Genomic DNA, 24736 nt, shown 5'->3' with positions numbered 1-24736 from the left:
GGTTGGGTGGCTTCTGTTCAATAGCGGGTGGAGCGACGCTCATCGATGAAGGCCGGTCCGTACGGTGCTGCGTCGAGCCATCGGGCTGCGGGTCGCCACCAGCGGCTCGCCTCCCGAACTGCGCGCTGGCGAAGCGCGTCGCCCCAGGTCGGGGTCCGAATTGCGTGCAGTGCCTGCATCGCCGCATCACGGTTGCGGAGCGCGGCCACACGGCGATCGCGCACGAAGTCCTCGATGGCTGCAATGCGACGCTCTTCGCTCGTCGCGTGTCCCGCCAGCGCGATCGCCGAGGCAGCGGCGTCGGCATCCGCGACTCCGCTGTTCAGCCCACGCGCGCCATAGGGCGGAAACAGGTGTGCCGCTTCTCCGACCAGCAGCACCCGACGACGCGGATCGCTGAAGTCGTCGGCAACGACCTGATTGAAGCGATAGGTCGACACCCAGGAGATCGCTCCGATCCTGTCTGCGTCGACGAGGTGCCGGAGCCAGCGCAACAGGCCATCTCCTTCGGCCATGGCATCGACATCGTCTGCTTCCTTGCACTGCAGATCGACCTGCCACCCGCCGGCGAAGGGAATGATCAGGACGTGGCGGCCATCGAGCAACGGGTGGTGGTAATGGAACACGCGGCGCTCGGCGAAACGTCCGGAATCACCCTGAAAGTCGACGACGATGTGACACCCCTGCGCGGTTTGCCCGGACATCGCCACGCCGATGTGCTTGCGGATCGCAGACCGTGCACCGTCCGCAGCGATCAGATACTCGGCGCGCTGCTGAAAGCCTTCACCACCTACGAGCACGCCGGTGGCATCGGCGGTCACGAATGCCACCTTCGAGCCCCAGCGGATGGGGATCCCGCGCTCGGAACAGGCCTTCCGAAGAAGCGCCTCCGTGTCCGGCTGGCGGATGCTGGCGAATGCTGGCCACCCTGCACCCTCCCCCTCGGGCAGCAGCTCCTTGCGGTAGACGAGCCGACCGCGGTAGTGCGTCTCCCGGTAGCGCCACCGCGTGCCGAACGCTGCCAACTGGCGGCCGAGGCCCGGCGAGAAGCGCTCCAGCAATGACAGCGAGTCCCTGTGCAGGAACAACGCGCGACTGCCCGGGCGCGGCTTGTGCTCGTCGTCTGCTTCGAGCACTTCGACCTGGCATGACAGGGCACGGAGCGCGAGGGCGCAGCTCAACCCAACAGGCCCCGCGCCGACGATCACGACACGCGGGTTCCCCTGGGAACGGGTTGGCCCAGAAGCCTCAAGGCTCGCCATGGCCCGTCCCCCTCACGTCGGTCTGATCGCGCCCGTGCAGCGCACGCTTGAGCACAGCCTTCTGCTGCTCCAGCGCCCGGAGCGATATGTCCGCCGAGCGCACCATGATCTCGAAGGCATGGAAGGTGCCTGAGTAACAGTGCAGCTCGGTCGGAACCCCCGCACGCAGCAGCCTGAAGCCGTAGTCCAGCTCCTCGTCGCGGCACACATCGATGTCGTTCACCATCAGGTACGCGGGAGGCAATCCGGCCAGGTCCTGCGCACGGGCGGGTGCCGCGAGGTAGGGCACCTCGCCCTGCCAACCCGTCAGGTAATGGCCCCACATGAGCGCTGCGCCACGCCGATCGCCGCCAGGGATGTCCCGGTAGGCCTGCATCGAATGGGTGTGCAGGCGGTCGTCCAGCGCGGGGTACAACAGGAACTGGAAGCACACCGCCGGTCCCTTGCGATCGCGCGCCATCAAGGCGACTGCGGCCGCCAGCGTGGCTCCGGTGCTGCAGCCCCCGACCGCGATGCGTTCACGCCGAACCTGCAGTTCGTCGGCTTGTTGACATACCCACTGCAGCGCCAGATAGACGTCGTTCAGCGCCGCGGGATAGGGATGCTCCGGGGCCAGACGAAAATCGACGGCGACCACCAAGCATCCGACTTCGGCCGCCATGCTTTGGCACCGCGTGTGTTCCATCTCAAGGTCGCCGAGCACGAAGCCACCCCCGTGCGCGTAGACCAGGCACGGCAGCGTGCGCCGGTCGGACTGCTTCGGTCGGTACAAGCGCAATCGCAAGGGCTGCGCGTCGTCCGGTCTCGACACCAGGTGTTCACGAACATCGACCCTGTCATCCGCGGCAACCTGGCCGACAAACGCTTTGAACGCTTGCGTGGCTTCTCGCGCCCGGAGATGGTCGCTGAGGTCGGTGACAGGCATCATGTGCGCGACGCGTGCCAGCTGGGCATCCAGCAACCACGGTGTCCAGCGCCTGGGCTCGCCCATCATGTGTCGGCTCCTGTGTCTCTTCTTGCCAACCCCAGCTTGCACAGACCGTCGATGACTGCGGGCGTCAGCAGTCCGATCACGCGCAGGATCGACACAACCTTTGAGAAGGCCAGTCGCCTAAACTCCAACATGAGCGGCGCCTCTTGTGCGAATCGACGCCCGCTGTCTGCGTCGACATCGAGCCGCTCCCAGAGGTCCTCCAGGAGAAAGCGCTGACTGATGGATTGGGCCATGGTGAGGATGAAGTCCTCGCGGCGCCTGACCTCGGCCTCGCAGTCCTCCCGGCAGTGCTCCCTGAGCAGCATCGTGCCGAACGCGACGTGACGGGCCTCGTCTGCGGCCACACGGCGAAGCACGGACCGGATCACCGGATCCATGAACGTGTGCTCGCCCATTCGAAAGACCGCGTCCGCAAGTCCCTCGACCATGACCTGCATGCCGAGCAGGCTGTAGCTCCAGTCGGCGTCGGCCAGCGCTTGTTGCAGGACCCTGTTCAACGATGGAGCCAGCCCGTAGGGTCGTTGCAGATAACGGCTGATGTAGAGCTGGAACGCCAGGACATGTCGAGCCTCGTCGGCCACCTGGGCTGCAGCTGCCAGGCGCGCATCCGAGTCCGTCAGCACCGCGGTCAGGCAGGCCGCACCGGACAGCGCGGCCTGCTCGCCGTGGTACGACTGGCAGACCAGCCAGGCCTGGAGCTCCCAGCGAAACTGGCTCCAGAGGTCGCTGCCGTGGCTGGCGAAGGGCTCCAGCACCGTCGCCTGCGCTTCCAGCAAGCTCCGCACCGGCACGGTCCGACCGAAGTGGATCGTGGCCGGCCAGTCCACATCGTTCTCGGGCTGCCAGTGCTCGTCCTGGGCACGGCGATACAGCGCACGCAGCTTGGACGATCCTGCACGGGACCAGTCGGGACCGACAACCACCCCCAGGCGACGATCGGACACCGGGATGCTGCGTGCGGAGAACATCGCTGGATCGCCTGGCCTGGTGTGGACTGCCGACTGCCTGACCGAACGTCAGCGCAGCTTGTCGCAGCGCTTCGTGCGCTCCGCGGTCAGACATTGATCCCGGCCTTGGCCGCCATCGACCGTGTCGGTTCCACCGCCGGCATCGACGACATCGTCATCCTCGCTTCCGTAGAGAATGTCGTCGCCGCTTCCGCCCTCGATGCGGTCACGACCGCGCCCCCCGTCAACGATGTCGTTTCCGTCGCCAGCGCAGACAAGGTCGTCCCCATCGCCACCGGTGATGATGTCGTCACCACCCAGAGCGACGATCACATCGCGCTGCTGCGTGCCGACGATCACGTCCATGCCCTCTGTACCGACGATCGTCGCGTACTCGCCCAGGCACATGGGCGTGCTCGGCGGCGGCAGGCAGCCTCGCGTCAGATAGGGCGACTGCACAGCGCCGTAGTCGAAAGAGCGTCCGAAGTCCTCCACCCGCGTGGTGGCCTGGATCACGACGCCTTCGCTCCACAGGCGTCTGTAGTGTTCCGTCGCCTGCCGCGTCTGCAAGTCGGAAGACTCGAAGAAATACGTGATGTATGCCGGCGCCTGGCCACGCTCGCGGAGAAAGCGAAGAAACACGGGATCGGTGTCGAACGACAGGGTGGGCACGATGTTGCGTGCAGGCACGCCGAGCGCCTCGACCTGCAGCAATCCTTCGCGACCCAGCGAGAACACCGCAATCGGCAGTTTCGGGTCAAGTCGGTGGATCGCCTGGGCTTGGTTGTTCGACCACGAGATCATCATCACCCGGTCGTGCGCCGCCAGTTCCCTCACCAGTTGCACGACCCGGGCCGTCAAGTCGGGATTGAGGCCGATGACTTCGTTGAGCAGGTTGATCTGCAGGATCGTCTTGCCCTTGGCCCAGACCAGTGCCTCGCGCAAGGTCGGAATGCGCTCTTCCGTCACCCTGCCCGCGTTGTCGGTGAGCTTCAGCTGCTGCAGCTCTGCCCAACTCTTCGCGGTCGCGAGGCCAGTGCCGGTGGTGGTTCGATCGAGTGTCTCGTCCGGCAGCAGGAACAACGTGCCGTCCGTCGAGACATGAGGCCGGACCTCGATGATGGCCGGCGCGCTCTCCACGATCTTGTCGAAGGCTGTCATCGACATCTCCGGGATGCGGTCTGCGAACACGCCCCCGCGGACGGCGCTGGCCACCGGGAACGTGAGCCCCCGGGTCGAGAAGAGATCCAGCAACTGCCCCTCGGGAACGGCCAGGCAGTAGCCCCGACCGGCAGAAGGCACGGAACCACTGGCAGACCATGCCGGCCAGGCAGAAAGAAGCATGGCGAAGCCCAGGATCCATGGGTGCACACAGCGGACTGAAAGGTTGCGTTTCACGATCTTCCTCATGGTTGTCGGTTGTTTCCGGGAAAGATCAGCCTGGTGCTCGACACGCACCCGAGGACTGAAAGCCATCTGCAATGAAGGGACGCGGCCTGTGGCCTGGAGCACGCGCCGCGGGGGTCAGCCAGGTTCCTCTGCGCGGACAGCCTGACTGCCTGCGCCGAACAGCACACCAGCACGCTCGAGCACGCGACGCGCTACGCGAAGGCCCAGCTCTCTTCCCTTGAGATCACCTTGAATGAAGTGGATGCCGCCCTGCCGACGAGAGAGCCCCGCCGCTTCGGCGGCCTCACGCAGACTGCTCCAGCGCAGCGTGACCTCTCGGCTCGGCGAACCTGGCTCCACTTCCGAGCTGCCCGCCGGGACCACTGCGCGCAGCTCGAAGTGGTCCCCGCGCCAAGCTCCGAGGCATCCGGCCGCAGCAGCGCTGAACGCGCTGTGTCCGGACACGATCTCCTGGAATGGCGGCGTGACGAAGGTCTCCGGCTGGAAGGGAAGCCAGTCCTCTGCCCGCACGAACTGCGTACCGGCGCCGGGACCCGCCCAGGCCCTGACCATCTGCCCCTGCAACGCGGTGCGAATCCAGGTGATCGGGCGAACGGAGTCGTAGTGGACCTTCGCATCCCAGACGGCGATGCTTGTATCGAGCATGGCCTGTCCAAGCAGAAACAGCATCTTGACGTCCTGCGACAGCGACTGCCCGTCCTCTGCTGCAATCTGTGCGGCAATCTGGTTCCAGATGCCAGGAGGCGGCGGAGAGCCTGGCCGGCCTGCCCAGAAATCGGCGTTCGCCTTCTCGAGGTCACCCAGAGTCGCACTCCTTCGAAGCACGTCCTGGACATCGGCGACCGACGGCGCAAGTCGGGACAGACTCGGCCTGAAGATGCTCCCGGCAGGCAGCGCAAACGGCCGAACCAAGCCCCAGTGGGGAGTTGTGCACTTCTGATCGACCAGACCGCCCTGCCCGTTCGACACGCGCAACGGTTGCCATCTGAGCGGGTCAACGACCAGGTCCGGCGAATTCACCGGCTTGTAGCCGGTGTAGTCGGCATATGCACCGCTGGCGAGGTCCCCGGTCTGGTTGCTACCGTCCTGCAGACGCTGCTGCAGCAGTCGGGACGCGCAGAGCTCGCCGACCCGGAGTGCCACCGGAGCAGCAACGACGCCCGCCTCTTTCCACCAACGCGCCTTGTGACGCTCCCACTGGTCTGCAAAGCGTTCTGTCTGATCTGCGTACAGATTGCTGAGCACATCCCGAGCGGCCGCGCTCACCGCCAGGGACGCCAGCGCCTCGCGACTGACAGGGTCCCGCTCTCGCGGCAGCCCCGGCAGCGTTTGCCTCGCGTCGCGGTCAAAGCATGCCCAGGCGTTGTAGGTGGCCTCATAGACCATCGACAGTGCCCTGGATGCCACGGTCGGTGCCGAACGGCCGACCGCCATGGCTTCTGTCACGACATCGCACCAGTCAAGTGCAACGGACCGTTCGGAGTCGCGGCGACCTGCAGACCCGGACAACGTGGTCCGCGACCAGCGCGTCTCACGGCCGACGCCAGCACCAGGCCATAGCAGAACTGATAGCCCAGCCAGGGCCAGCCGCCGATCACGCATCATGATTCTCCCGAGGCGTTTAGCCCCTCGCCTGCCGTGTTAGGTGAGTGGCTGTTGTTGCCTCCTCCCTGTTGCTGGCTATTCTGATGAGCGCACACTTTTCTGGGTAGCAGTCACGCGTAAAGACTTGTACATCGAGGACTAACTTGAAATCGTCACGTCTACGCTGTATGCATCACGACACGGCCGATCGAACGTGGACGGCGCACGGATTCAGTTTGTCCTGCACATGTGCTGCAGCCCCGAAGCCACGTGCCAGTGCGCGGATCACCCATCGTCGGCGGCGGCCTGCGCTGATGAGGAGGTTCTGCAGCAGGACCATGATCAGCGTGATCCGGGCGTTGCTGCTTCGTCCAGTCGAAGTTGGCAACGCTCACTTGGTGGTGACGCGGTTGCAGTCGTCGCCCTACCATTGCCCAGCCCCGCGAGCCAGTGCCGGATTGATGACCCATTGCAGATCGGTGAGTATCGGACTGCTGGACCCGTCGCAGGTTGATGAGGCGGCCAGCCCTCCGCTCGTCACGACGTTCCTCGATGCGATGGAACGTGTACGCCATGCGTCGTTCCGGCATGCCGCCAGCAAGCGCAACTTCCTCTTCGGCCGTGTCCTGGCCAAGAGCCTGGTCGCGCGACAGTTCGCCTGCGCGCCGAGCGAGGTGCACATCGCCTACGACCGGGATGGCAAGCCACTGTTCGCAGAGCCGACGTCGGCGCGATTGGTGTCCGTCAGCATCAGCCACACCGACGGGTTGGTGGCGGTCGCGACAGGCGGAGTCTCGCGGCTGGGCATCGACGTCGAGAACGTGGACCGGCCAGCGCGGCATCTCCCGCTCACACGCAGGATTCTTGCCGAAGATGAACTCCGGGACGTCCTGGCTTGTTCGCAGGCGGGACGCGTCGACCGGTTCCTCCAGTACTGGACGCTCAAGGAGGCCTGGGCCAAATCGGTCGGTGTGGGTCTAGGAGCCAGGTTCTCCGACATCGAGTTCGACTTGCAGACCTCGGCTGCGCCTGCCCCGATGACCGTAGAGCGGTGCTCCGGCCTGCACGGCCCCACATCGCTTGCGCGCGTCGGCAACAGGCACCTGCTTGCGCTCTCCTTCGGCGGGGCGGAGGCCGTTCGGATTGAATGGTTGATCTGGAATCCACACCAGGAACATGACAACCTCTTCCAGGCCGGCCCGCCGAAGCTTCAGTTCCTGCCAGCCTCGCTGCGAGCTGTTCCAGGAGATCACGGTGCACTGGCTGGAACAGACGACTGACCCGAGGACAGCTTGCAGATCCTGCCATGGACACGACGCGGGGTCCCGTTGTGGTCTGGCAAGTGGCGAAGCGGGATCCTTCGACTCGGAGCACGGACGCCGGCACAACCGCGAAACGATTTCGACCTCTCATGCGCATGTGCGACGCATCACAGGCGAACCAACCCCTTGTGCCAATCCCTTGCCTGCGCGCCATCCTCGCGCAGTTCACCGCGGTCAAGCTCGACAGCCGGGCGGTCCGATTGGGCATGCCCCTTCGCGCTCCTTCACGCAGCCGAACTGCGGCTTGACGACCCGAAAGGTGTGCGCGACCTGGGCCCGCACGCGGGACTTTGCCTGCTCCAGCAGCCGGCGATGCGACCAGTCCGATGAACAGGGAGCGCCTGCTCCGCCGCCCCGGGCGCATAGCGATATGCCAGGCCGGACCAGCGACCTCGGTTCCCTCGTGCACCCCCTGGTGGCCTGCGTCGCCCACGCGAGACCTCCTCGTCGCCGTGCAGCCGCGCGCCGGCGTGCGTCAGGTCATCGACGCTGACCGCGATGCCCACCGCTGCGTGACCGGCCGCGACGCGGATGCCCAGCATGGGCTCGATGTGGAACGACGGTCAGCCGCCCGTCGCCGGTTTGGCGCCTCCGGCGTGCGTCCGGTGTGGCCCAACCGGCGCCCGCTGAGGCAGATGCCTCTTTTTGACCCGCCGTCATCTTGTCGCCTGACGAACAGGTCACACCCCCGTTGACCTCGGGCCGCGACGGGGTGCAGCGCTGGGTCTGGTGCGGCCGCTTCGGTGAGGTCCGGATCGAGGTCATGGGCGAGCAGTCGTTCGTGAGCGGCCGAGCGGTCGCGCCCTCTGTTGCGTGAACGGTCGACAGGCCCGGCGTCGGGGCCGCGCGCGCGTGGCGACTGCGCTGTTCCTCGGGGTATCGCTTCTGCATCGGTCCGATCTCCATCTCGGTTCGATCGGACTCCAGAACCACTCGCCACGCATCCCCGGGGGGAGCGCAACTCGGCGCTGCGCCCGGTTCGCGTTGCAGCCTGTCCGGGCCGGGGCGGATGGCCCAGCAGCCCTCAGGCAGAGGTGTCGCGCAAGTGAGGCTCGGCACCCAAGGCCTCGGCCAGCAGATCGAAGACCAGACGGATCCGGCGCGCAGTGCGCAGTTCTCGGTGCGTCACGAGCCAGATCGGGAAGCGGATGGGCGGCACCTCGTCGAGCACGCGCACGACCTCGGGGGCCATGGCCGCGATCTCGTCCATCATCGGGCCGATGCCCAGGCCGCTGCGCACGAGCGACCAGTTCGACAGCGTGTTGTCGGCATAGCAAGAGAAGTTGGAGGCTTGCAGCGGCAGGCCGTGCTGTTGCAGGAACGCCAGATAGCGACCTGCGCGGTTCATGCCGACGAAGAAGTGCCTGGCCGCGTCTGCCGCTGTGCGCGGGTGTCCATGCTGTTGTACCCAGGCACGCGCTGCGTAGAAGCTGGCGGAAGCGTCACGGACCCAGCGTCCGATCAGATCGGGCTGGTCGGGCCGGAGATTCCGTATCGCGATGTCTGCTTCGCGCCGCCGCAGGTCGCTGATCGCATCGGACGTCACCAGCTCGATCACGATGCCGGGTGCTTCCAGCCGCAGCTGATGCAGCACAGCCGGCAGCAGATGGGCGGCGACGACTTCTGTGGCCGAGATGCACACGACACCATCCACGGCCTGCGACTGGCCGGTGGCGGCCAGCCGGAGGTCTTCGGCGGCCGAGCCCATCACGCGCGCGTGCTCGAGCAAGGCCACGCCAGGCTCGGTCAGCACCATGCGCTTGCCGACCCGCTCGAACAGCGTCACGCCAAGCTGCTTCTCGACGGCCGCCACCTGTCGGCTGAGGGTGGGCTGGGTCAAGCCGAGCTTCCGCGCGGCAGCCGACAAGGAGCCCGTCTCAGCGGTTTCCAGGAAGGCCTTGAGTTGGTTCCAGTCGGGCTGCTCCATGGATGCGGGAATGAGTGAACGGACATTCTCGCAGTCGCTCGGCACCTGGCCGAACCCGGTGGCTCGATCCATGCGCCAATGCATAAGCCGTCTGCGGTGCGCCGGGATGTCAGGCCGGCGCAGCCTGCCTAGCATCACGGACTTCTTGACCCAGGGCAGGTTCGTTCGCCCGGCCACCGATGCAGCCACAACCCGTGCCCTCCCCGTCGTCCGGCCGACCCGACCACGTCGCCTCCCAGGCCCGCTTCTGGGACCGTGTCGCCAGGAAGTACGCAGCCGATCCAATTGCCGACATGGCGGGCTACGAGGCCACGCTGCGCCGTGTGCAGGCGCTGCTCGCCCCCGCGCAGTCGGTGCTGGAAATCGGCTGCGGCACAGGCACCACCGCCTTGCGCCTGGCCGGTGGCACGAGGCAGCTGCTGGCCACGGATGTTTCGGCGGCAATGGTTGCCATCGCGCGCGAGAAGCTGGCGCGGCAGCCCTGCCCGCAGCTCCGGTTCGAGGTCGCCGACGCTGAATCGCGCTGCGTCGACGACGCGCAGCACGACGTCGTTCTGGCATTCAATGTGCTGCATCTCCTGGGCGACCTGGACCGGGCGCTCGATGCGACCCTGGCGTCACTGAAGCCGGGCGGGCTCTTCGTGTCGAAGACGCCGTGCCTCGGCGAGATGCATCCGGTCGTTCCACGACTGCTGGTGCCCCTCATGCGCGCAGTCGGCAGGGCACCCGCGGTGCTGGTCTTCGATGCCAGGCAACTGCAGTCGGCGCTGGAACGTCACGGCCTCGGCATCGAGACCGTGGAGCGCCACGGCACGCAGCGCAAGGACATGCGTGTCTTCATCGTGGCCCGCAAGGCGCGCTGACATGCCGGGCACCATCCGCTTCCACCTGCACCGCGGCACCTGGTGCCTGGCAGGCTTGTGCCTACCGACGCTGATCTGTGCGCAATCTGCACTCGTGCACTTGCAGGGCGATGCTGGGCAGCGGGAGGCGTACTACGCCAACTTCGCAGTGGTCCTGACCCGCACGCCCGCGGATCAGCTGCTCGGGCCGACCAGCGTGCGCCAGATCGACACGGTGGTCGTCTACGAAAGCGCCGACAAGCCGGAGTTCAGCGCGCTGCGCCTGCAGTTCGAGTGTGTCGTCCAGCATCCGTACGACGGCAAGAAGGCGCCGCCGCAACCCGCTTTCGATGCACCGGTGAAGGTGCGCATCGGCGAGGGCAGCTGGAAACTGCGCCGGGAGGATCTGAAGGGTGAAGCGCTGCCGGCGGGCGCCTGGCGCACGTCGTCGTCGCCCGTGCTGCTGAAGCTGCACAAGATCGCCTGCCATGACGACGTGCTGCGTGGTGCCATGGTGAAGGCCGCCAGGAGCAACAACGACCTGGCAGTGTTCCGCCAGGAGATCCAGAAGATCGGTCTGCCGGCAGACCTGCAACTGGTGGCGCAGCAGACAGCATCGGAGTACCTTGACTTCACCTGGTGGCTGCTCTGGAGCGGCGCCCAGCGCCCCGACCCCTCCGGCAAGTGGTCGCGTCGGCCGACGCAGCAGGAGCTGCAGGACGCACAAGCGCAGATGGCGCAGATCCAGCGGCAGGTCGATGCGCTGGTGGCCGGTGCCGAGCCGGGCCTCGTGTCGGGCGTCAGGCAGCTGGAGGCGAAGTTCGCCTTCGACAAGGCGGCGGCCGACGTGCGTGGCGGCCGCGCCATGTCCCGCAACGAGCGCCTGATGCTGACCGCCTGGGAGGGCAGGAGCGACTCCGACGTGGGTGCGGCGATGGGCGCGCCGCTGGTCTCCAGCGCGGGGAGGCTGCACTTCCTCAGCTATGGCAAGGAGTTCGACAACCGTGTCGTCGTGGGCAACCGCAAGGGTGCCGTGTGGGAAGAGGGGCTGTACGAGCACTGCAACGTGCAGTTCGTGATGCTGCCGGACGACAGGAACCAGCTGCGGGTGGCCGACGTGCGCATCTGGACCAACTCCAACCAGGGCGGACAACTGGTGTTCGCGTGCACCGGGCTGCTGGAGGCCCCGCGATGAAGCGGTGGAAGGCCTCGGGCGTGACACTGGGCCTGGCGCTGCTCGGCGGCCCGGTGGCAGTTGCTGCGCAGGCCGCCTACGACCCCATGGAGGACCTGGTGGGCACGGCCAAGCAGGAGATCCGGGCCCACCAGGCGATCGAGTCCTCGAAGGCACGCGCCGCCAGCGACCCGCGCCGCCAGAAGGTTGACCGGGGCTACTGGCAGTTCTTCCAGGCCAGGCGCGACGCCCGGCCCGGCCAGTTCTGCACGGCCGTGTTCTGGAAGGCAGACCGGATGATCACCATCTCGGGCCCGGGTGGCGACTTCAAGGGCGCCCTGCTCGGCTTTGTCGCCATCGAACCGAAGGATGGCTTTCCGCGCCCCGACGACGCCAAGTCCACGCAGAAGATCGAGGTGTCGCTGACGCAGGGTGCCGACGCTCCTGCCCGCGTGACCGCCTTCAACCGCACGATCGGCGGGCTGGCGGACGAGATCACCTTCGCCGTGCCAACGGTCGATGCAGCGCTGGCTGGCATGGAGGACCGACTCCGCTTCAGGATCGACCACGGCGGCCGGCAGGTCTTTGCGCTGGAGTGGCACTCCGGTCTCGCTGCACGCGAGCAGTTGCAGCGTTGCCTGCGCGGCGAAACCGTCGACGGCAGCGAAGTGCCCTGAAGGCCGCACGCGCCGACAACCCAGCATTCCCTCCACAACGCACCCCACCCGGAGCCTTGATGCCCATGCCTGTCCGTTCCGTCTGGCGCCCCGCAGTCGCCGCCGCTGCCCTGATCCTCGTGACAACGCTGGTTGCCTGCGGCGGCGGCGGGGGTGGTGGCGGGGACACGCGCAGCGGCGTCGAGTTCTCGGCGCTGGCCGCCAGCACGACGCGCTTCGATGTGCCCGAAGGCGGCAGCACGCCCGACATTGCCTTGTCGGCCCAGATCAGTGGCAACCTGGCTGAACTCGACGGCAAGACCCTCTACGTCCGCATCGACGACGGACTTGGCTTGTTCGAGCCCGCCGCCCGCATCGACTACAACGCGTCGACCAGGCAGGCGAGCGTGGCCCTCACCGGCCGGCAACAGACACTGACCGGCCTGCGCAGCGGCCGCCTTGGTGTGCGCGTGTGCCTGGATGTCGCCTGCCAGAACGCCCTCACGCCCCCCGGCTACGGCATCGACATGTCCGTCAACGTGCGAGCCGGCCTGCGCACCACGCCGAGCGAACTGCTGGTGCGTGTCCCTTTCGGCACCCTGCCTCCGACGAGTCTCGTTCGGGTGGTGGTGCCTGAGGGGCGGACGCCGTCTGAATTCAGCGCAGGCATCGTCGCCGGTGCCGACGGGACGGCCTTCGACCTGTCGCGCGACCTGACGCCTGGATCCGAGGGCATTCGCGTCGCGCCGCGCTTGCTGCCAGTCGGGCGTTATCAGAGTCGGCTCGAGGTCGTGGCCACCAGCGCCGACACAGGGTTCGGAGCGCAATCGTACGTGCAGGAGTCATCGCTGGTGCTCGAGGTGGAGCCCTCGGACGTCGACTTCGCCGTGCTGCCATCGGTGCTGGACTTCACCGTCGACTACGGCACGCAGCGCCTGCAGCCCTTCACGGTCGGCGCCGTGGCGCAGACTGGCAGCTTCCGGCTCGACCCGGTGGTGTACGACCACGGCGAAGAGCCCCCAGGAACCGCCTACCCCCTGCGCGGGGCGTGGCTCCGCACTGCCGGCGAGGCATGGTCGGTGGTGGTCTGCGAAGGCACGTCGTGCCTTCCGCGCGGTGTCCACCGCGCCACCCTGCCCTTCGTGCGCCTGACGGCGGCGGGATTCCCCACAGGCCAGGTCGTCGAGGTTCCGGTGACACTGACCGTGCGCTGAGGGTCGCGGTTCCGGAGGCTGCGGCGAACGGATGGGCCTGCGATGCCTGCGCAGCACGCTGCACCGCCGCTCATTCCCGGCCGAGCGCCTCGTCGATGGCGTGCGATGCCGCCAGCGCCCGGCCGGCAATCGACACATCCTCCCGCCGCGGTACCTCCGGCGCATCCGGGTCGATGCGAACCGGCACCGCATCACGGTCGATGACCGCTGCGTGACTGAACCAGAGGGCGTCGCTGCAGGGTCCGGCGCACGGCAGGTGGTGGATCGATCCGTGGCACTCGGCCAGCCGCATGGCCCCAAAGCCCGCGGCCTGGAACCGACCCTCCACCGACCGATGGCCATGGAAGCCCCAGGCCAGGCGCGGCGCGGCGCAGTGTGGAAGTGCGCGGGGTGCGCGATCTCCTCGAAACTGATCGACCTCCGGCCCAGCGCGGGATCGGCCTTCCAGAACCCCGGGGGTCCCCGGAAGTCCGGCAGGCCGCTGTCCTCCCCCATGCCCGCCCCTGCGGTGACGAGCAGGCCGTCGGCCTGCGCCATCCGCTCGGCTGCACGCTGGATCGCTTCGGTGTCCCCTGCCATCGTCAGCGCGACCGGCGTTGCACCACCGACTGCTGCGCCGTCGCCTGGCGATGCCGCTCGCCGCAAGCAGGCGCGGCGCGAGAACCACAGGCCCGCTGCGGCGAAGCCATGGAGGCCCCGAAGCGGCAAGCCTGGAACCGACACCGGCCGCAGTGCGTGCCGAACCTCATCCCCATGCCACCTGTTCGAGCTTGGCGACCAGCACGTCCATCTTGCCCAGAGCCACGAAACCCGTGTCGCGGTTCGCGCCGATCAGTTCGACATGGAAGTGCCCCAGCCTGTGCGGCGTGTCGTGCCTCTCTTCTGTCGTGCCGGTGAACCGACTGTCGCGCACGTTCTCGGGGGGCCGCGAGGGATGCCACTGGTTGACGAACATGGGTGCCTCCTTGCCCAGGCATCCGACGAGTGAATCGGCCACTCCATCCACGAAGCGCTGGTCACCGTACTTCTCCACACGGTGCACGTCGTAGAGGTTCACGAAGAAGTGCCCGAGCTCCCACCGTGGCGTCTGACTGCCGGGCGCCAGGACGGTGGACGATCTGAGGATCACGGCCATGGGGTCGCCTCCTTGTGTCAGCGAGCCAGCTCGCACTGCCTTCCAGGCGATGCACACTGCGTCAACCGGGCCGGGCAATCAATGGGCTGCCAACCATGCACCATGGATCCGGGAGGGACCAGCACACGAGCCTCCCCGGGGCTGCAGCATCGAGCTCGGGCAGCGCCTCGCCAGCGTGGCGCCAGCCAGTGCAATCGCACCCACGCGCGCCGCTGATGCTTCGTTGGGTTCCACCGCGTCGTCGATCCGTTGGGGCCCCCAGCGCTTGCGCACGGGGAAGAGCCCTCCGCCCCGCAACGACCACCCGCCGTTGCCATGCGGCACGAGGACCTCCATGCAAGCCTGCACATGCCGGCTCACCTCGCGGGCCCGACACGTGCAAACCTGCGCAGCGAAGCTGGCGAAGCGCTTGCCCGGGAGGATGCTCTCAGTATATGCTTCGTATATGTTTCGTATATGGAGAGCAGCATGGGCATCGTGAACATCGACGACGACCTGCACGATCAGATCCGCAAGGCAAGTGCCGTCTCGTGCCGGTCGATCAACGCGCAAGCGGCCTTCTGGATCAAGATCGGCATGTTGTGCGAAACGAATCCGACGCTGAGCTTCAACGAGATCGTGACGCGTGAGCTGAGAGGAGCAGGCGTCAAGGCCCAGGCCCTCAAGGTCGCTTCGGCTTGACCAAGCGACCCGAAGAAGTCGCCTTGATGGCGGAGTCCGGCCGCTTGCTGGCGGATGTGTTTGGCCATCTGGATCAGATGAACCTGATCGGCATGTCGACCATGCAGGTCAACGATCTGATCGATGACTTCATCGTCAACGCGCTCCAGGCACGCCCGGCAAGCAAAGGGCAGTACGGCTACGCCTACGCGCTCAACGCCTCACGCAACCACGTCGTGTGCCACGGCGTGCCATCGACGACCGACATCCTGCAAGGCGGGGACATCGTCAACTTCGACATCACGCTGGAGAAGCATGGCTACATCGCCGACTCCAGCAAGACCTATCTGGTGGGCGAGGTGTCTCCCATGGCCAAGCGGCTCGTGCAAGTGGCCCATGAAGCGATGTGGAAAGGGATCCAGGCGGTTCGCCCCGGCGCCCGGCTGGGCGATGTCGGCCACGCCATCGAGCACCACGCACGCAGAAGCGGCTATTCGGTGGTCAGGGAGTATTGCGGGCACGGCATCGGGCGCGAGATGCACGAGGAGCCGCAGGTGCTGCACTGGGGCAGGCCGAGGACGGGGTTGGTGTTGCGCGAAGGCATGGTGTTCACCATTGAGCCCATGATCAACCAGGGGCGCGCTGCGGTCCGCACCCAAGAGGACGGTTGGACGGTCGTCACGCGCGATGGCCGACTGTCGGCGCAGTTTGAACACACCGTGGCCGTGACGCGGAACGGCGCGCAGGTCTTGACTCTGCGACCAGGGGAACGGGTGCCCAACTGATGGAGTCCGGTCAGTGACAGATCGCCGATCGCAAGCAGAGCTCCACGCGGCGATCGGGAGGAAGCGACAAGCAAACCGAGGCGCTCGTCCATGCGACGCCAGGCACGCGGCGCCTCCATCGGCGCCGCAGACTGCGGCGTCCGAGTCGACGTTGACGAGATCGTTCCGACGCCTCGCGGTCCCCGGGCTGCAATCACGCGGACCATCCGGACCGGCCGGGACTCCCACGTGGCGGTCTCACGACAGCGACGCCTGGTGGTCGGCCTCTCGAAGTTCGGCGGCAATCTCGAAGAACGCAGACACCAGCGGCGACGGCCTGCGCTCGCGGCGGCAGATCAGGTGCACGTGCGTCGCCATGCCACCGTCGATCAGCGGCAGTTGCGCCAGTCGCGCGTCGTGCACGTACGCCGGAGCAGCCACCACGCCCAGGCCCATGCCCTGTGCGACCGCCTCGCGCACCGCCTCACGGCTGCCCATCTCGATGGCGACCCGCAGACCGAGCCCGCGATGCCGCATGGCCTCCTCGAAGACCCGCCGCGTGGTCGAGCCTTCCTCGCGGATCACGAAGGGCTGCTGGTGCAGATCGGCCATGCACACGCTCGCGCGGCCAGCCAGCGGATGGTCGGCTGCCGCGAACACGACCAGGGGCTGCCGTCGGTGCTCGACGCACTCCAGGGCCGGGTCGTCCAAGGGGTTCAGCACCAGCCCGACATCCCCCTGGTGGTCGAGGATGCGGGTGGCGATCGTGCGCGAGTCGCCGACGCGCACGACCAGGCTGACCTTCGGATGCCGCCGCGCATAGACGCGCAGGATCGGCACGAGGTTGTAGGGTCCGATCGCATGGACGACCAGCCGCCCGGCATAGCGGTTCTGCGCAGCCAGCAGCAGTGCATGGGCATCCTCTTCGGCGCTGAACACCCGCCGCGTGTGGTCCAGCAGCGCGCGGCCGAAGTCAGTGAGCTCGAGGCGGCGACCCCGGCGCCTGAACAACTCCACGCCGTGGGTCTGTTCCAGGCGCTGGATGTGGGCCGACAAGGTGGGCTGCTGCAGGCCGAGTGCGCGGGCGGCGGCGGTCATGCTGCCGGCGCGCGCCGTGGCGTCGAAGGCCTTCAGCGCGGCCAGGAGGCTGGTGCCGGTCATGGGCGATCCATAGATGGCGTCGATGAAGACCCTGCATTGTTCGGACGAAAACGTCACTGTGATGACATGGAACCTGCACAGACTGCGCAGCCATGTCGCAGCCACCCTCCCCTTCGAGCCCCGAGTGGCTGATGCAGTTGCGCGATGTGCGCGTGGCCTACCCCGGCGGCATCGAGGCGCTGGCACCCACCAGGCTCGACGTGGCACCGGGCGAGTTCCTCGTGCTGCTGGGCGCCTCGGGCGCCGGCAAGTCGACGCTGCTGCGCTGCCTGAACGGGCTGGTGCGCCCGACCGACGGGGACGTGCACGCCACGGGCGTGCCGGGCAGCGTGCTGACCCGCGCCCATCTGCGTGCACACCGCCGCCGCTGCGGCATGGTCTTCCAGCAGCACCACCTGATCGGGCGCCAGACCGTGCTTGCCAACGTGCTGATGGGCTGCCTCGCGCAGCACCACCCGCTGCGCACGCTGTGGCCCTGGAGCCGACGGGACCAGCTCCGCGCGCTGGAGGGGCTGGACCGCGTCGGCCTGCTCGACAAGGCGCTGGCACGCGCCGACACGCTCTCGGGCGGGCAGCAGCAGCGGGTGGGCATCGCCCGTGCCCTGGTGCAGTCGCCGACCCTGCTGCTCGCCGACGAGCCGGTGGCCAGCCTCGACCCGGCCACGGCCGAGAGCGTGATGAACCTGCTGCACCGCATCTGCAAGAACGACTGCCTCACCGCCATCGTCAGCCTGCACCAGGTGGAACTGGCGCGTCGCTATGCCGACCGCATCGTCGGCCTGCGCGGCGGCCGCGTCGTCTTCGACGGTCCGCCCGAGGCGCTGAACGCCCAGCGCGCCGCAGAGCTGTACGGTGCGCCGGCACCTGCGCCGGCGCCCGAGCCGCTGCCCGCCGCAGCCGAACCCGCCACCGCCATCGCCGCCCTGGCCTGAGCCGCAGCCGGGGCATCCGGCTGCGCACGTCCATCCGTCCACCATCAGGAGTCCCCATGTCCACACGTCGCCATGCCGCTGCTGCCCTGGCCTTGTCCGCCCTGGCCTTCGCCTTGCCCCTGACCGCCCAGGCCCAGGGCCGCGACCCGGCCCGCCTGCGCGTGGCCCTGCTGCCCGACGAGAACGCGTCGAGCCTGATCCAGAACGCCCAGCCGTTGAAGCGCTACCTCGAGCAGGCGCTCAAGAAGGACATCGAGCTGGTCGTCACCACCGACTACTCGTCGATGATCGAGGCCATGCGCTTCGGCCGCATCGAAGTGGCGTACTTCGGCCCGTTCTCCTACGTGCTGGCCAAGTCGAAGGCGCCGGCGATCGAGCCGTTCGCCGTGGGCGTCGAGCGCGGCTCGCCCACGTACCAGTCGGTGCTGATCGGCACCGCCGGCGGCCCGGTCAAGACGCTGGACGACATCCGCGGCAAGGCCTTCGGCTTCGGTGACCAGGCCTCGACCTCCAGCCACCTCGCACCGCGTGCGCACCTGCTGAAGAAGGCGAAGCTCGACGGCGAGCGCGACTACCGCGTCGTGCACCTCGGCACGCACGACGCCGTGGCCCGCGCGGTGCAGGCCGGGCAGGTGCCGGCTGGCGCGCTCTCCAAGCCCATCCTCGACAGCCTGATCAAGCGCGGCACGATCGACGCGAGCCGCGTGGTCGAGCTCGACCTGTCGGCGCCGATCCCGAACTACCCCATCGTGATGCAGGGCAACCTGGCGCCGGCGCTGAAGCAGAGCATCCGCGATGCCTTCCTCACGATGAAGGACAAGGACGTGCTGAAGGCGTTCCGCGTCGAGGCCTTCGCGCCCACGAACGACGAGGCCTACGACGTGCTGCGCGACACCGCCACGGTGCTCAAGCTCGACCTCGGGAGCATGAAGTGACACCAGCCAGCGCCGCGATGGAAGCCTTGCTGGCCGAGGACGGCCGGCGGCGCCGGCGCAGCGTCGGCTGGGCGGCGCTGCTGCTCGCGACCTCGGCCCTCGCGCTCGGCGCCACCGGCTTCTTCGATGCGCAGCGCTTCGCCGAAGGCCTGCCGGCGCTGGCGCAGCTCGGATCGGAGATGGTGCCGCCCGACTTCACGCGCTGGCAGCGCTGGCTGCAGCCGCTGCTGGACACCTTGGCGATGTCGGTGGCCGGCACGGCGCTGACGGTCGTGGTGTCGTTGCCGCTGGCGCTGCTGGCTTCGCCCAACACCACGCCACACCCGACCGTGTTGCGCGTGGCGCGCACCCTGATGGCGGCGTTCCGCTCGGTGCCCGAGATCATCCTCGGCATCATCTTCGTCGCGGCGGTCGGCTTCGGCGCCCTGCCCGGCGTGCTTGCGCTGGCGTTGCACTCCACGGGCATGGTGGCCAAGTTCTACGCCGAGGCCATCGAGCACGTCGATCCCAAGCCGCTGGAAGCCGCCACGGCGGCAGGCGCGAGCCCCCTGCAGGTCATCACCCATGCGGTGCTGCCCCAGGTGCTGCCGCAGCTGGCCGACATCACCATCTACCGCTGGGAGTACCACTTCCGCGCCTCGGCCGTGCTCGGCATCGTGGGAGCGGGAGGCATCGGCTTCGAGCTGATGGCGGCACTGCGGCTGATCAAGTACGACGAAGTCTCGGCCATCCTGCTGTCGGTGCTGGCCTGCGTGCTGGTGGTCGATGGTCTCGGCGCCGCGCTGCGCCGGCGTCTGAAGTGAACAGGAGCCGCTGCGTGAGCCGCATCGTCGTCAGCCAGCCCATCCACGCCGAAGTCCTCGCGCGACTGCAGTCGGCCGGCGAGGTGGTGATGAATCCCGGGCCCGAACCCTGGGACGCCGAACGCCTGGCCAGCCACCTGGGTGCGGCCGACGCCTGGATGGCCTTCATGACCGACCGCATCGACGCGACGATGCTTGCGCGCGCACCGCGCCTGCGCGCCGTGGCGTGTGCGCTCAAGGGCTACGACAACTTCGACCTCGCCGCCTGTGCCCGCGCGGGTGTGCAGGTGAGCTTCGTGCCGGACCTGCTGACCGAGCCGACCGCGGAGCTGGCCGTCGGCCTGGCCATCGCCGCGGCCAGGCATCTGCTCGACGGTGACCGGCGTGTGCGTGCAGGCTACGCGGGCTGGCGGCCGGCGCTCTATGGCACCGGGCTGCACGGATCGACGGTGGCCGTGGTCGGGCTCGGCGCCGTCGGGCGCGCCATCGTCGATCGGCTCCAGGGTTTCGGGTGCGCGGAGATCCTGGGTGTGGATCCGGCGCAGCGCGATGCACGCACCCGTGCGGCAGGCCTTCGAGAGGCCATGCAGCAGGCGCACTACGTGCTGCTGGCGGTGCCGCTCACCCCGTCGTCGCGCCATCTCATCGACGCGCGGACACTGGCCGACGCCCGCCCGGGACAGCTGCTGGTGAACGTCGGACGGGGCTCGGTCGTCGACGAGCAGGCGGTGTGCGCGGCCCTGGAATCCGGACGCCTTGGCGCCTATGCCGCGGATGTCTTCGAGTTGGAGGACTGGCGCCTGCCGGACCGTCCCGGCGGCATCCCCCAGGGGCTGCTGCAGCACCCGCGGACCGTCTTCACGCCGCATCTCGGCTCGGCGGTGCGCGACGTGCGGCGGGCCATCGAGATGCGTGCAGCCGAGAACCTCGTGGCGGCGCTCGCCGGCGAAGCCGTGGCCGATCTGGCGAGTTCGGTGTCCGCGTCGTACTGAATCCCCGGGACGGCGGCGCGGCGTCCCGTCCGTTGCAGACAGCCTGGCCAGGGCGCTCCCCGAGGTCGTGCTGGCGGGCCCCCTAAACTCGCCACGGACATGTCTCCGACCTTCCCCCGGTCCAGCAGCACCGGGCCCGTCCTCGCGTCATCATCGCGGTCGTCTGCACCGCCGAGATGCCCCGGAGTCGCCATGAACCCCTCCTGCAGTGCCGCCCTGCTGGCGCTTCCCGCCCTGTGCGCATTGTTCGCCCAGACAACGCTGGCGCAGCCCGACGCACGTCCGGTGCAACCGCTGCTGGCGCAGCCCGTCGAGGCGCTGGCGGTCCGGCCCGGCGTGCGCGATCTCGGGCCGGCGGCGCTGTCGAACGGCATGCTGTATGTCGGCGGCCCCACGGGCAGCGGTGGCCTGTTCGCGATCGACGCCGCCACCGGCAAGCTGAAGTGGACCTTCCGCCCGGCCCAGCTCAACGGCTCCGTGTCGCAGCGCCCTGCGGTCGAGGGGCCGCTGGTCATCGCGGCGTACGGCGCTGCCAACCCCGGCGCCGTGATCGCGGTGGCGGCCGCCAACGGCCGGGAGGCCTGGCGTGCACTCGATCCGTCGCCCTACACGGCCGTGGTGGTCGAGGGCGGGCGCGCGTTCGTCGTCACCAAGGACTGCACGCTGCATGCGCTGACCGCCGCGACGGGCCAGCCGCAGTGGAAGACGCCGCTGCGCTTCGTGCCTGGCGGCGCGTGCACCACGTCGCCGGTGGTGCGCGACGGTCTGGTGTACGCGCAGGTGATGGCCCGCGCGCCCGAAGGCACGGCCGGCTGGCCCGATGCACGCTACATGGCCGCCTTCGACGCCGCCACGGGCCAGGAGCGCTGGCGCCACCGGCCGCTGCATCCGGAGTACCGGCAAGGCGCGGCGCCGCGCCACCCGGTGGTGACGGACGCGGCCGTGTTCTTCTCGGGCGAGAACGCGCTGTATGCGCTCGACCGCCGCACCGGCCAGCCGCTGTTCGCGCCGGTGTTCCTGCGTCGCGTCGTCGACGGGCGCGAGCGCATGGTGGCGCTCGACGGCCTCGTCGACGCCGGCGACACCGTGGTCGGTGCCACCGAGGTCTCGTTGATCGGCTTCGACGCACGCACCGGCCGCATTGCGTGGGAGCTGCCGGGGAGCTTCCGCATCGAACACCTGGCACTCGCCGTTGCAGGGCCGGTGCTCTACGTCCAGGGCGGCCTCGACGGCGCGCCGGCGTTTCCGGGCACGCTGCACGCGCTGGACATGCGCACGGGCACGCGGCTGTGGTCGTTCACCCGCCGCGGCAAGGACCCGGACTGGCGCTTCGGCCACGTGCTGCCGGTGGACGGCGGCCTGTGGGTCGATGGCCATGCGGCGCTGCTGAAACTGCAGGCACCGTAGCCGCCGCCAGGGCACCACAGCCGCGACACCCGCGCGGCCCGTTCGTGCACGACGCCTCTGGCTGGGCCGAGACCGCGTTCACGCCGTGCTTCTGGCGCTTCGAGTTGCTGCCTGACGACGAGGTCCTCGTTGCGCAACGCCCACCTGGCCCGGGCGCCGCTGGCCGGCCTCGGCGCATCTCAGCGTGCAGGCGCTCCCGGCTGGAACGCGGGCACGCCCATCTGCCACAGCAGGAAGGCATAGATGTCCGCGCGCTCGTCGATGTCCTGGGAACGTGTGCTGACCACGCCGTGCCCGGCGTCCATGTCCAGCCGCATCAGCACCGGCCGCCCGCCTGGCTGGGCTGCCGAGACGGCGGCGAAGCGCGCTGCCGTCTTGCTGCTGTGCCACACGGCCACGCGCGGATCGTTGACGCCGTGGGTCAGCAGCACGGCGGGGTAGCGCACCGCAGGGTCGATGTGGTGGTAGGTGCTCATGGCCAGCAGCGCACGGAAGCCCGGTTCGGTGGCATGGCTGCCGAACTCCGGCACGTTAGCAGGACCGTTGGGCTCCAGTTCGGCCCGCACCATGTCGAGCAGGCCCACGCGCAGCACCGCGGCTGCAAACAGGTCGGGCCGCTCGGTGGCGGCACGGCCGCCGGTGATGCCGCCGGCGCTGGCGCCTTCGATGGCCAGCGTGCGCGGGCTGGCCCAGCCCTGCGCGATCAGGTGCTCGGCACAGGCGATCATGTCGCGCCAGGTGTTGGGCTTGGTCGCCTGGCGCCCCGCCTCGTGCCAGGCCTGGCCGAACACGCCGCTGCCGCGCGGGTTGGCCACGGCGATCACGCCGCCACGCTCCAGCCACGCCAGCCGCGCGGCATCGAACCGTGCCTCGTAGGTGAAGCCATACGCTCCGTAGCCCTGCAGCAGTGTCGGCGCGGTGCCGTCCAGGACCTGTCCCTTGCGGTGCAGGATGGACATGGGCACCTGGGCGCCGTCGTGGCTGCGCACCAGCACCTCGGTGGTCTGGATGTCCACCGGTGCCGCGTCGGTGGCGGCAGCCTGCAGGCCGGCGTCGCGCACCTGCCCGGTCGCGTCGATCTGCACCCAGCGTGGCGCCTGTGTCCAGTCCTCCAGCGGCATCAGCAAGCCGTCGATGCCGGCATGTGCGGCCGACACGGCGCCGCGTTGGCGCAGCGCAAAGTGGCCTTGCAGCGGCAGCGGCACCCGCTGGGCGGCAGCGGCACCGTGCGGCAGTTTCCAGAGTTGCAGCGCATTGCCGTCGCGGACCTGGAAATACAGAGCGTCGCGCGCCGCGGCCAGCGTGCCCAGCACGCGTTCGGAGGCCGCCACCAGCGTCGGCGCGGTCGCCATGCTGAACGACGCGATCGGCGCGCCGACGATGCGAAAGCGCGGAGCCCCGGCATGCGTCCTGGCGTAGAACACGCCGGCGCCGTACGCGAAGTCGACCACGCCGTCCTGCGGTGTCAGCAGCGGCCGCCATTGCGGTTCGCCCTGCGGCGGCAGCGCCGCCGGCGCGACCAACACACGGGTCTCGTCGCGCACGCCGTCTTCCAGCACGCCGATCATCCAGCGGCCATCGGGCGTGAACAGCACCTGCGGTGCCTCCCAGGGCTGGACGTCCACGCTGCGCATGCCTGGCCCCAGCAGCAGCCGCGCCTGCGGCCAGGTGTCGCCCGCGCGGAGCAGCCACGCCGCGCTGCCGTTGTACTTGTCGCGCGGGTCTGCAGGGGTCGGCTGCAGCCGGTTGACCGAAAATGCGCGGCCATCGGCCGTCCACCGCGCGAAGCCGAAGTTGGCGCGCGTGACAGGCTCGCCCACGGAGCGGCCGCTGGCCACGTCGATGCGGTGCAGCACCGACTCCTCGCTGCCGCTGGCACTGCTGCCGAAGGCCAGCGTGCGACCGTCCGGTGCGATCGAGAAGAAGTCCACCGCGGCCGGCCGGCCCCCGTGCAGCGCCGACAGCGCCGGCGCGTCCACCAGCACGCGGTCGGCACCGGTCGCGCCCTGCCGGGCCACGAGCGCGAACTGGTCTTCGCCGCCACGCCGGCGTTCGTAGACCCACAGCCCCGACGGCGTGCGCAAGGCGCGCCCGATCGTCACCGCTGCGCCGGCGCCTGCGGCAGCCAGGCGGTCGCGCAGCGCCTGCCGCCCGGGGATGCGCGCCAGCGTGGCCTGTGCGTGCTCGGCGGCCTGCCGCATCCACGACTGCGTGGTGGTGGCCGACAACGCCTCCAATGCCCGGTACGGGTCGGCGACCGGCGTGCCGAAATGGTTGTCGACGACCGCTCCCGCGGGCGGCAGCGGAAAGGCCACGGCGGCCGGCTCGAGCCCGGGGGGCTGCTGGGCACACCCGGGAAGCAACAGCAGCAGGGCCCACGAGATCAGCGCAGCGCGACGATGACGCGGCCAGAGGAGTGAGCGCATCACGCGATTGCAGCCAACCGTCGCCGACTCGTCAATCTGGATTGAACCGATCGACCCGTGGCGCAACGGCCAGCCGCGGCGTTCCCGGCGGATCGGCCCACGCGCGCCGCCCGCTCCGCGGTCGCGCCGTTGCGTGTCGACCGGGCCGGTAGCGAGAACGCGCCCCGGCTCGACACGGCGGCGCTCGTT

At 68.8% G+C, this 24736-nt stretch carries 22 protein-coding genes; 12 read left to right on the top strand and 10 right to left on the bottom strand.

The annotated features are described in order from the left end of the window. Positions 1 to 17 precede the first annotated feature (17 nt). From ACPOLB_RS25450 to ACPOLB_RS25430, 5 genes are all read right to left on the bottom strand, one after another. Positions 18 to 1262 carry an FAD-dependent monooxygenase gene (locus tag ACPOLB_RS25450; RefSeq protein WP_425258855.1) on the bottom strand — a complete coding sequence of 415 codons (1245 nt, stop codon included), beginning with the start codon at positions 1260 to 1262 and terminating at the stop codon, positions 18 to 20. Further along, the gene (locus tag ACPOLB_RS25445) at positions 1249 to 2256 is read right to left on the bottom strand and encodes an alpha/beta hydrolase (protein ID WP_425258854.1); all 1008 of its coding nucleotides are present in this window, start codon (positions 2254 to 2256) and stop codon (positions 1249 to 1251) included. The genes ACPOLB_RS25450 and ACPOLB_RS25445 overlap by 14 nt, the downstream gene beginning before the upstream one ends. Next, entirely contained in the window at positions 2253 to 3224 is a 972-nt protein-coding gene (locus tag ACPOLB_RS25440; RefSeq protein WP_425258853.1) for a ferritin-like domain-containing protein, read from the bottom strand. Before ACPOLB_RS25440 ends, ACPOLB_RS25445 begins: the two co-directional genes overlap by 4 nt. Positions 3225 to 3272: 48 nt before the next feature. After that, complete coding sequence (locus ACPOLB_RS25435; RefSeq protein WP_425258852.1) at positions 3273 to 4613, bottom strand: glycerophosphodiester phosphodiesterase family protein; 1341 nt, start codon at positions 4611 to 4613, stop codon at positions 3273 to 3275. 114 nt (positions 4614 to 4727) lie between these two features. Beyond that, positions 4728 to 6059, bottom strand: coding sequence for a vanadium-dependent haloperoxidase (locus tag ACPOLB_RS25430; RefSeq protein WP_425258851.1), 1332 nt, complete (start codon positions 6057 to 6059; stop codon positions 4728 to 4730). A 476-nt stretch (positions 6060 to 6535) separates the two neighbouring features. Between ACPOLB_RS25430 and ACPOLB_RS25425 the strand changes: the two genes are divergently transcribed. Continuing rightward, positions 6536 to 7477: a 4'-phosphopantetheinyl transferase family protein gene (locus ACPOLB_RS25425; RefSeq protein ID WP_425258850.1), complete on the top strand. Its 942-nt coding sequence runs from the start codon at positions 6536 to 6538 to the stop codon at positions 7475 to 7477. Between the two features lie 1066 nt (positions 7478 to 8543). Here ACPOLB_RS25425 and ACPOLB_RS25420 read toward each other — a convergent pair. Beyond that, positions 8544 to 9518, bottom strand: a complete 975-nt coding sequence (locus ACPOLB_RS25420; RefSeq protein WP_425258849.1) for a LysR family transcriptional regulator — start codon at positions 9516 to 9518, stop codon at positions 8544 to 8546. 221 nt (positions 9519 to 9739) lie between these two features. On the opposite strand from ACPOLB_RS25420, the gene ACPOLB_RS25415 reads away from it, so the two are divergent. Genes ACPOLB_RS25415 through ACPOLB_RS25400 form a run of 4 tightly spaced genes read left to right on the top strand, consistent with a single transcriptional unit; the run spans position 9740 to position 13332 of the window. After that, positions 9740 to 10309: a class I SAM-dependent methyltransferase gene (locus ACPOLB_RS25415; RefSeq protein WP_425258848.1), complete on the top strand. Its 570-nt coding sequence runs from the start codon at positions 9740 to 9742 to the stop codon at positions 10307 to 10309. Position 10310: 1 nt separating this feature from the next. After that, entirely contained in the window at positions 10311 to 11483 is a 1173-nt protein-coding gene (locus ACPOLB_RS25410; RefSeq protein WP_425258847.1) for a hypothetical protein, read from the top strand. Positions 11484 to 11503: 20 nt separating this feature from the next. Beyond that, complete coding sequence (locus ACPOLB_RS25405) at positions 11504 to 12139, top strand: hypothetical protein (protein WP_425258846.1); 636 nt, start codon at positions 11504 to 11506, stop codon at positions 12137 to 12139. 59 nt (positions 12140 to 12198) lie between these two features. After that, entirely contained in the window at positions 12199 to 13332 is a 1134-nt protein-coding gene (locus ACPOLB_RS25400) for a hypothetical protein (protein WP_425258845.1), read from the top strand. Positions 13333 to 13402: 70 nt separating this feature from the next. Here the strand turns inward: ACPOLB_RS25400 and ACPOLB_RS25395 are convergent, their stop codons facing one another. Both ACPOLB_RS25395 and ACPOLB_RS25390 read right to left on the bottom strand, forming a co-directional pair. Then, positions 13403 to 13624, bottom strand: coding sequence for a hypothetical protein (locus ACPOLB_RS25395; RefSeq protein WP_425258844.1), 222 nt, complete (start codon positions 13622 to 13624; stop codon positions 13403 to 13405). Positions 13625 to 14077: 453 nt separating this feature from the next. Beyond that, entirely contained in the window at positions 14078 to 14467 is a 390-nt protein-coding gene (locus tag ACPOLB_RS25390) for a hypothetical protein (RefSeq protein WP_425258843.1), read from the bottom strand. A 468-nt stretch (positions 14468 to 14935) separates the two neighbouring features. Here ACPOLB_RS25390 and ACPOLB_RS25385 point away from each other — a divergent pair, with 468 nt between their 5' ends. Both ACPOLB_RS25385 and map read left to right on the top strand, forming a co-directional pair. Continuing rightward, positions 14936 to 15148 (top strand): ParD-like family protein, encoded by a 213-nt coding sequence (locus tag ACPOLB_RS25385; protein WP_425258842.1) that lies wholly within the window; start codon positions 14936 to 14938, stop codon positions 15146 to 15148. Further along, positions 15145 to 15912 carry a type I methionyl aminopeptidase gene (gene map / locus ACPOLB_RS25380; RefSeq protein ID WP_425258841.1) on the top strand — a complete coding sequence of 256 codons (768 nt, stop codon included), beginning with the start codon at positions 15145 to 15147 and terminating at the stop codon, positions 15910 to 15912. Before ACPOLB_RS25385 ends, map begins: the two co-directional genes overlap by 4 nt. 237 nt (positions 15913 to 16149) lie before the next feature. Here map and ACPOLB_RS25375 read toward each other — a convergent pair whose 3' ends face one another. Continuing rightward, a complete protein-coding gene (locus tag ACPOLB_RS25375; protein WP_425258840.1) occupies positions 16150 to 17157 on the bottom strand; it encodes a LysR substrate-binding domain-containing protein in 1008 nt (335 codons plus the stop codon). Here ACPOLB_RS25375 and phnC point away from each other — a divergent pair. The 5 genes from phnC to ACPOLB_RS25350 all read left to right on the top strand — a co-directional run bounded on the left by phnC (position 17145) and on the right by ACPOLB_RS25350 (position 22121). Then, the gene (gene phnC, locus ACPOLB_RS25370; protein ID WP_425258839.1) at positions 17145 to 17984 is read left to right on the top strand and encodes a phosphonate ABC transporter ATP-binding protein; all 840 of its coding nucleotides are present in this window, start codon (positions 17145 to 17147) and stop codon (positions 17982 to 17984) included. The genes ACPOLB_RS25375 and phnC overlap by 13 nt on opposite strands. Positions 17985 to 18040: 56 nt before the next feature. Further along, positions 18041 to 18919: a phosphate/phosphite/phosphonate ABC transporter substrate-binding protein gene (gene phnD, locus ACPOLB_RS25365; RefSeq protein ID WP_425258838.1), complete on the top strand. Its 879-nt coding sequence runs from the start codon at positions 18041 to 18043 to the stop codon at positions 18917 to 18919. Between the two features lie 17 nt (positions 18920 to 18936). Then, the gene (gene phnE, locus ACPOLB_RS25360) at positions 18937 to 19722 is read left to right on the top strand and encodes a phosphonate ABC transporter, permease protein PhnE (RefSeq protein WP_425261973.1); all 786 of its coding nucleotides are present in this window, start codon (positions 18937 to 18939) and stop codon (positions 19720 to 19722) included. Between the two features lie 14 nt (positions 19723 to 19736). After that, positions 19737 to 20714, top strand: coding sequence for an NAD(P)-dependent oxidoreductase (locus ACPOLB_RS25355; protein WP_425258837.1), 978 nt, complete (start codon positions 19737 to 19739; stop codon positions 20712 to 20714). Positions 20715 to 20906: 192 nt separating this feature from the next. Beyond that, positions 20907 to 22121 carry a PQQ-binding-like beta-propeller repeat protein gene (locus ACPOLB_RS25350; protein ID WP_425258836.1) on the top strand — a complete coding sequence of 405 codons (1215 nt, stop codon included), beginning with the start codon at positions 20907 to 20909 and terminating at the stop codon, positions 22119 to 22121. Positions 22122 to 22300: 179 nt separating this feature from the next. Here ACPOLB_RS25350 and ACPOLB_RS25345 read toward each other — a convergent pair whose 3' ends face one another. Next, on the bottom strand, positions 22301 to 24436 hold the full coding sequence (locus ACPOLB_RS25345) for a prolyl oligopeptidase family serine peptidase (RefSeq protein ID WP_425258835.1): 2136 nt from the start codon (positions 24434 to 24436) through the stop codon (positions 22301 to 22303). Positions 24437 to 24736 lie beyond the last annotated feature (300 nt).

The organism is Rubrivivax soli, assembly GCF_049810355.1.
GTDB lineage: Bacteria > Pseudomonadota > Gammaproteobacteria > Burkholderiales > Burkholderiaceae_C > Rubrivivax.
The sequence above is the reverse complement of the archived record's forward strand: the minus strand, read 5'-3'. Positions and strand labels throughout refer to the sequence as shown.

What these genes read in the sequence shown, in the direction of transcription:
- phnD (WP_425258838.1), top strand. Translation starts at nt 18,041, where the DNA reads ATGTCCACACGTCGCCATGCCGCTGCTGCCCTGGCCTTGTCCGCCCTG.
- ACPOLB_RS25440 (WP_425258853.1), bottom strand. Translation starts at nt 3,224, where the DNA reads ATGTTCTCCGCACGCAGCATCCCGGTGTCCGATCGTCGCCTGGGGGTG.
- ACPOLB_RS25390 (WP_425258843.1), bottom strand. Translation starts at nt 14,467, where the DNA reads ATGGCCGTGATCCTCAGATCGTCCACCGTCCTGGCGCCCGGCAGTCAG.
- ACPOLB_RS25400 (WP_425258845.1), top strand. Translation starts at nt 12,199, where the DNA reads ATGCCCATGCCTGTCCGTTCCGTCTGGCGCCCCGCAGTCGCCGCCGCT.
- ACPOLB_RS25385 (WP_425258842.1), top strand. Translation starts at nt 14,936, where the DNA reads ATGGGCATCGTGAACATCGACGACGACCTGCACGATCAGATCCGCAAG.
- ACPOLB_RS25445 (WP_425258854.1), bottom strand. Translation starts at nt 2,256, where the DNA reads ATGATGGGCGAGCCCAGGCGCTGGACACCGTGGTTGCTGGATGCCCAG.
- phnC (WP_425258839.1), top strand. Translation starts at nt 17,145, where the DNA reads ATGTCGCAGCCACCCTCCCCTTCGAGCCCCGAGTGGCTGATGCAGTTG.
- ACPOLB_RS25395 (WP_425258844.1), bottom strand. Translation starts at nt 13,624, where the DNA reads ATGCGGCTGGCCGAGTGCCACGGATCGATCCACCACCTGCCGTGCGCC.
- ACPOLB_RS25420 (WP_425258849.1), bottom strand. Translation starts at nt 9,518, where the DNA reads ATGGATCGAGCCACCGGGTTCGGCCAGGTGCCGAGCGACTGCGAGAAT.
- ACPOLB_RS25435 (WP_425258852.1), bottom strand. Translation starts at nt 4,613, where the DNA reads ATGAGGAAGATCGTGAAACGCAACCTTTCAGTCCGCTGTGTGCACCCA.
- phnE (WP_425261973.1), top strand. Translation starts at nt 18,937, where the DNA reads ATGGAAGCCTTGCTGGCCGAGGACGGCCGGCGGCGCCGGCGCAGCGTC.
- ACPOLB_RS25415 (WP_425258848.1), top strand. Translation starts at nt 9,740, where the DNA reads ATGGCGGGCTACGAGGCCACGCTGCGCCGTGTGCAGGCGCTGCTCGCC.
- ACPOLB_RS25350 (WP_425258836.1), top strand. Translation starts at nt 20,907, where the DNA reads ATGAACCCCTCCTGCAGTGCCGCCCTGCTGGCGCTTCCCGCCCTGTGC.
- ACPOLB_RS25410 (WP_425258847.1), top strand. Translation starts at nt 10,311, where the DNA reads ATGCCGGGCACCATCCGCTTCCACCTGCACCGCGGCACCTGGTGCCTG.
- ACPOLB_RS25425 (WP_425258850.1), top strand. Translation starts at nt 6,536, where the DNA reads ATGATCAGCGTGATCCGGGCGTTGCTGCTTCGTCCAGTCGAAGTTGGC.
- ACPOLB_RS25450 (WP_425258855.1), bottom strand. Translation starts at nt 1,262, where the DNA reads ATGGCGAGCCTTGAGGCTTCTGGGCCAACCCGTTCCCAGGGGAACCCG.